The 5,954-nt window shown below is 48.3% G+C and carries 4 protein-coding genes; 2 read left to right on the top strand and 2 right to left on the bottom strand.

The genetic code is table 11. The features are described from left to right. Positions 1–2,167, bottom strand: a 2,167-nt coding sequence (locus ACOJTG_RS03635) for a M1 family metallopeptidase (RefSeq protein WP_420152562.1), incomplete at its 3' end; no start/stop codon positions are given. A 305-nt stretch (positions 2,168–2,472) separates the two neighbouring features. Here ACOJTG_RS03635 and ACOJTG_RS03630 point away from each other — a divergent pair. After that, positions 2,473–2,901 (top strand): VOC family protein, encoded by a 429-nt coding sequence (locus ACOJTG_RS03630; protein WP_420152561.1) that lies wholly within the window; start codon positions 2,473–2,475, stop codon positions 2,899–2,901. Between the two features lie 62 nt (positions 2,902–2,963). On the opposite strand, the gene ACOJTG_RS03625 is transcribed toward ACOJTG_RS03630, so the two are convergent. Beyond that, positions 2,964–5,009: a prolyl oligopeptidase family serine peptidase gene (locus ACOJTG_RS03625; RefSeq protein ID WP_420152560.1), complete on the bottom strand. Its 2,046-nt coding sequence runs from the start codon at positions 5,007–5,009 to the stop codon at positions 2,964–2,966. A 216-nt stretch (positions 5,010–5,225) separates the two neighbouring features. On the opposite strand from ACOJTG_RS03625, the gene ACOJTG_RS03620 reads away from it, so the two are divergent. Continuing rightward, complete coding sequence (locus ACOJTG_RS03620; RefSeq protein ID WP_420152559.1) at positions 5,226–5,753, top strand: YfiT family bacillithiol transferase; 528 nt, start codon at positions 5,226–5,228, stop codon at positions 5,751–5,753. Positions 5,754–5,954 lie beyond the last annotated feature (201 nt).

Raw genomic sequence — 5,954 nt, 5'->3', positions numbered from 1 at the left:
TATCCGTTGGAATGACCTTCATGATCTGTTTGTCATTCATCCGCCAGATTTCCGCCGGGAAACGAAATACTTCACTGGTACCGTCTTCGTACTCGGCCTTTACAATGACGGGCATGACCAGACCGCCCTTGTTTTCGATACTAAGCGTATAAAAGTTTTTCCCGGATTGATACAGCTTTTTCTCTTCTTCACTCAGCGTGCCCAGAAAGTCAGCGTATTGCTTGTTCTCGGCCTCGGTGGGAGCGTAGCGATCGTAGGTATTGTAAAAATCCTTCATCTCCGGATTCGCTTCCACGACGGTCTGCTTAATATCCGTTTTATTGCGTTCCACTGCCATCGTTTGCCGACGTTTTGCATCGGCTTCCTTCAGACGAGCCTTGCGGCCAGCCGGGTCCTGAGCGTCAATGGCAAACCATTTTACTTCCGCCAGATTCTGATCGGCGGGCTCGACCGTGTAGAACCAGCCCTTCCAGAACCAGTCCAGATCCACACCCGAAGCATCTTCCATCGTCCGGAAAAAGTCGGCGGGCGTAGGCGATTTGAAAGCCCAGCGACGAGCGTATTCCTGAAAGGCATAATCGAATAACTCCCGACCCATGATGGTTTCCCGCAGAATATTCAACCCAGCTGCGGGTTTAGAATAGGCATTAGGACCGTACTGCATGATGTTGTCCGAAGAGGTCATAATCGGTACCTGCGTATGAGCCGCCGACTGCATGTAAGGGACAATCTTCTGCGGCTCGCCGTAGCTGCTGGGGAAATCGCGGTCCCATTCCTGTTCAGCCAGGTACTGACAAAAGCTGTTGAGGCCTTCATCCATCCAGGCCCACTGGCGTTCGTCGGAGTTGACGATCATTGGAAAAAAGTTATGGCCAACTTCGTGAATGATGACCCCAATGGTGCTGTACTTGGTGCGTTCGGAGTAGGTGCCATCGGCTTCGGCCAGTCCACCGTTGAAGCTGATCATCGGATACTCCATCCCACCACCGGGACTGCCACTGTTCACGGAAATAGCCACCGGATAGGGATACGGAATAGTACGGGCACCGTAACTCCGCAGCGTATGAGCCACGGCTTGCGTCGAGTACTGACCCCACAGCGGATTACCCTCTTTCGGATAATACGACATCGCCATGGACTTCTTCCCGTTCAGATCCACGTTCATAGCATCCCAGATGAACCGACGACTACTGGCAAATGTAAAATCCCGCACGTTGTCGGCTTTGTAAATCCAGGTTTTTTTACCCGTAGTCTTATTCTTCGAAGCCGCAATGGCCTCCTCCTGCGTAATCATCAGAACGGGCGTCTTGTAGCTGTTTTTAGCCTCCTGCCAGCGTTTCTGTTGAGTAGCCGTAAGGATTTCCTTACTATTTTGCAATTCGCCCGTGGCGGCTACCACGTGTCCGGCCGGTACGGTGATGGCCACTTTGTAGTTACCGAAGATCAGCGTAAACTCGCCCGCTCCCATAAACTGCTTATGCTTCCAGCCGTCCACATCGTCGTAAGCGGCCAGTCGCGGAAACCACTGAGCGATGTAATACGCGTAGTTGCCGTCGGCGGGGTAATATTTGTAATTACAGCGGCCCTGCGGGGGAACCAGAAAATCCCAGTCAACCGAGAACACGACTTTCTCTCCGGGCTTAAGGGGCTGGGCCAGATCCACCCGCATCATGGTTTCGTTAACCGTAAACTTGAGGTCCTTCCCACGGGTAACATCCTTCACCGAATGAATATTGTACCCGTACGCTTTCGCTGGCGTATTCGCCAGTCGGGCTAGCTCGGCCGTACTCATCCCTTCCGGGTTAATGCCGCTGCTCATGGAGGCTTTGCCCGCCGCCGCATCAGCCCGAAAGCGGTTCTGCTCGACCTGTAACCAGATGTAAGGCAAGGCATCCGGCGAATCGTTGTGGTAGGTAACCGTCTCCGTACCCGTAATTTTCTGCTGTTCGTCGTCGAGTTCTACTTTAATGTCGTAATCGGCCCGTTGCTGCCAGTAGGCTTTGCCGGGAGCACCGGAAGCGGATCGCGTGTTGGTAGGGGTAGGCAGGAGCGTACCCAATTGTTCGAAACGGCTGTTGGACTGGTACGTCGGAGCCGCCGGGTTTTGAGCCAGTAACGCCAAATGCGTACACAGGCCGAGGCTTAGGGTAAGGAAACGTTTTTTCATACGGGAAAGAAAAACAAGCGTTAAACCAGGCCTCCAGAAAAAAGGAGAACTGAATGGCTGATTTGGTATAAAGCTAAAAGAAACTTATTTGTGGGAGGTAAGTGGCTCAAGATACAAAAGAAATAGGACCCTGGATGATTAAAAGATAGCTTTTTATTTGAACGGCTTGTTCCTCATCCTGCTCTATTGCAGTCTAAAAAATTAGTCGTTTTTTAAGTCGCTGATACAGAAGCAATGATTGCGTTTTTAGCTTAGCTTTAGGCATTGATCAAACCTCAGCACTATACTTCTAAACACGTTTATTTATGACGGCTTTAACGCTCCACCCCCATCTGTTTTTCGGCGGAAACTGCCGGGAGGCTATGGAATTTTACCGAACCATTTTCGGCGGAGAACTAACGGTATCTACCTACGGCGATGGGCCAGCGGGTGCTCACCAGGACCCCAAAGCCAACAGTGAGCAGATGAAAAGTAAAATCATGTTTTCCCGATTGCAGGGCGAAGTGATCCTGCTGGCCAGTGACCATCCTTACTATACGGAAACGCAAAACAACGGGCCCTTTAGTTTATCCCTTGAAGGTTCAGAAGAAGAAAAATTGACGAGGTATTTTGAACAGCTTTCGCAAGACGGTCAGATCACCGCTCCACTTATCAAACAATTCTGGGGAGAAACGTTTGGGATGGTGAAGGACCGATACGGCATTCACTGGATGATTACCATTAAAGTAGGGTAGTTGTCATGAAAAATGGATTATAAAAGAACGGAGCTTCATCTGAATGAAGCTCCGTTCTCCGTTTAGTAGACCTCCAGGCCCATGTTCCAGAATACAAAGGCCCATTTATCGGCCTGTTCCTCAATGATTTTGGCTGTAGGTTTACCCGCTCCGTGTCCGGCCGAGGTATCGATGCGAATCAATACCGGATTGGGTCCGGCGTGTTTTTCCTGTAACGCCGCCGCAAATTTGAAGCTATGGGCGGGTACTACCCGGTCGTCGTGGTCGGCGGTGGTAATCATCGTGGCCGGATAGGACGTACCGGCTTTCAACTGATGCAGGGGTGAATAGCCGTACAGGTTTTCAAAGCTCTCTTTCGACTGGGTACTCGACCCGTATTCCACCACCCAGCCCCAGCCCACGGTAAACAAATGAAAGCGTAGCATATCCAGTACGCCAACGGCGGGCAGAGCAACCCGAAATAGCTCCGGTCGCTGCGTCATTACGGCACCCACGAGCAAGCCTCCGTTGGAACCCCCGGCAATCGCCAGTCGCTCCGGACGGGTATATTGTTCGCGTTGGAGGTATTCCGCCGCCGATATGAAATCGTCGAATACATTCTGTTTGTTTTCCAGCATACCAGCCTTGTGCCAGCTCTCGCCGTACTCGCCGCCACCCCTCAAATTCGCCTGAGCGTAGATGCCACCATTTTCAAACAAAATGAGGTTGGATGTACTAAAGGCTGGACTCAGACTGATGTTGAAACCACCATAGGCATATAATAGCGTAGGAGCAGATCCGTCGCGAATCAGCCCTTTCTTATGGGTCAGAAACATCGGAACCAGTGTGCCATCCTTGCTGGGATAGAACACCTGATTCGTTTCGTAATCTTCGGGGTTAAACTGAATTTCGGAGGAGGGAAAGAGCACCGATTCTCCCGTCTTAATGGTGTACCGAAAAATCGTGGGCGGGTACAGAAAAGAAGTGAACGTGTAAAATAGCTCCTGATCGTCTTTATTGCCTGACCAGCCGTAGGACGAACCCAGACCGGGCAGACGTACCTGCCGTTCGAGCTGGCCCGTTGCCAAATCATACTGGAAAACCTGATCGGTGACATCTTTCAGGTAATTCACGAAAAGTTTGCCGCCACTCGTCCCCGCCGATTCCAGCTTTTCGGGTTTCTCCGCCACAAAAACGGATTCTTCCTGAGTCAATGGATTAATTAGTACTAAGTGATAATTCGAGGCATTTTCATTGGTGTGAACCAGTAATTGATCCCCCCGATTATCGATGACGGCGTAGTTGTACTGAAATCCTTCGTATAGTCGGATAAATGCACTGCCTTCCTGCTGCAAATCTTTCACCCAAATCTCAGACCCGTCCGTACCTTCCGAACTATTGATGATCAAAAACCGCTCATCTTCCGTGGTTTGGGCGAAGAAGTAGCGATAGGGATGTTCCGGATCTTCAAATACCAACTGATCTTCTTCCTGCGGGGTACCCAGTTGGTGATAGTAAACTTTATGAAACTGGTTAGCCGCGGATAGCTCTTCGCCGGGTTTCGGCTCGTCGTAACGACTGTAGTAAAAGCCGTTTTTATGCCAGGCGGCACCGCTGAATTTAAGCCACCGTAAGGCGTCGGACGTTTTTTCGCGGGTGGAAATTTCCATGACTTCCATTTCCTGCCAGTCTGAACCCGCCCGGTTGATACTCAGGGCCGCATACCGATGGTCGTGCGAAAATCCGGCGAAATTGGCCGTCACCGTTCCGTCACTTGACCAGGTATTCGGATCGAGAAACACTTCCGGTTCCGCCGCTAATCCTTTCTGGTAATAAACGACCGCCTGGTTTTGCAGACCGTCGTTTTTGGAGAAAAAGTAGTAGTCACCAACGCGAAACGGCGAGCCGTAGCGGGGATAATTCCAAAGCTTTTCGAGTCGTTCTTTGATACGATCCCGAAAGGGAATTTGCTCTAAATACTGAAAAGTTACTTTATTTTGCTCAGCCACCCAAGCCAGCGTTTCGGGAGCCGTATCGTTTTCCAACCAGCGGTAGGGATCTGCGACGGTGTTTCCAAAATAATCATCCGTAACGCTAACATCCTGCCGGGTTTTGGGGTAATGAATCATACGAAAAGGATAGTTTTAAAGACCAATTAAAAGTAAATATGCTCGTGTAAAATCCAGTAATAAGATAAAAGTGTTTGCCTATTTAACAAGAATAATTTTGTGTGTTAAAATAATTTGAAAAGCTAAATCGACTTAAAATATGTAATTATAAAAGTCATTAAACTATCAACTAAAAAAATCAATCAACAACAATTAACCATCAAACAATTTTCCCACATGGAGCATCTTAAATTTCCCATTGGCCCTTTTCAATTAAAGGAGAATTATACCGACGAAGAACTTCAAAAATGCGTTGAAATTATTCGAGATTCACCCGCTACTTATCGGAAACTAGTACAACATCTTTCCGAAGAAGACCTGCGTAAAACCTACCGGGAAGGCAGCTGGACTATTCGGCAGCTGGTCCATCACGTAGCCGATATTCAACTGCTGCATTATTTCCGAATGAAAAAAGCAATGACTGAACCGAACTATGCCGAGGCGACCCTTATTGACATGGGCGGTTGGGCTCATACTTCCGATAGTGTGTCCGCACCTATAGAAGATTCGCTCCTGCTTTTCGAGGGTGTACATCAGCGATATGCCTATCTAATTGAATCCTTAACACCTGAACAATTAGAGATTAGCTATTTTCACTCCGTTCGCAACATTTACTTCAACCAAAAGCAGGCTATCGCCATTTCAGCCTGGCACGTGCAGCATCATTTGGCCCATATTGAGTTGGCTTTGAGAGTGCGGGGTTAATGGAATTTGAGGTTTGAATTTGGTTTAAAGTTTGAATGTCGTTTGAGTAGGGTTTAAGGTTTGAAATAGTGTTTTAGATTTAAATTTTAACGTTTGGAGATTAAAAAAAAATAAATTTCAAACAATTCAAACAATTCAAACAATTCAAACAATTCAAACAATTCAAACAATTCAAACAATTCAAACAATTCAAACAATTCA

The organism is Siphonobacter sp., assembly GCF_048595215.1.
Lineage (GTDB): Bacteria > Bacteroidota > Bacteroidia > Cytophagales > Spirosomataceae > Siphonobacter.
Note: the sequence above shows the minus strand (reverse complement) of the source record. Positions and strands in the feature narration are given on the sequence as shown.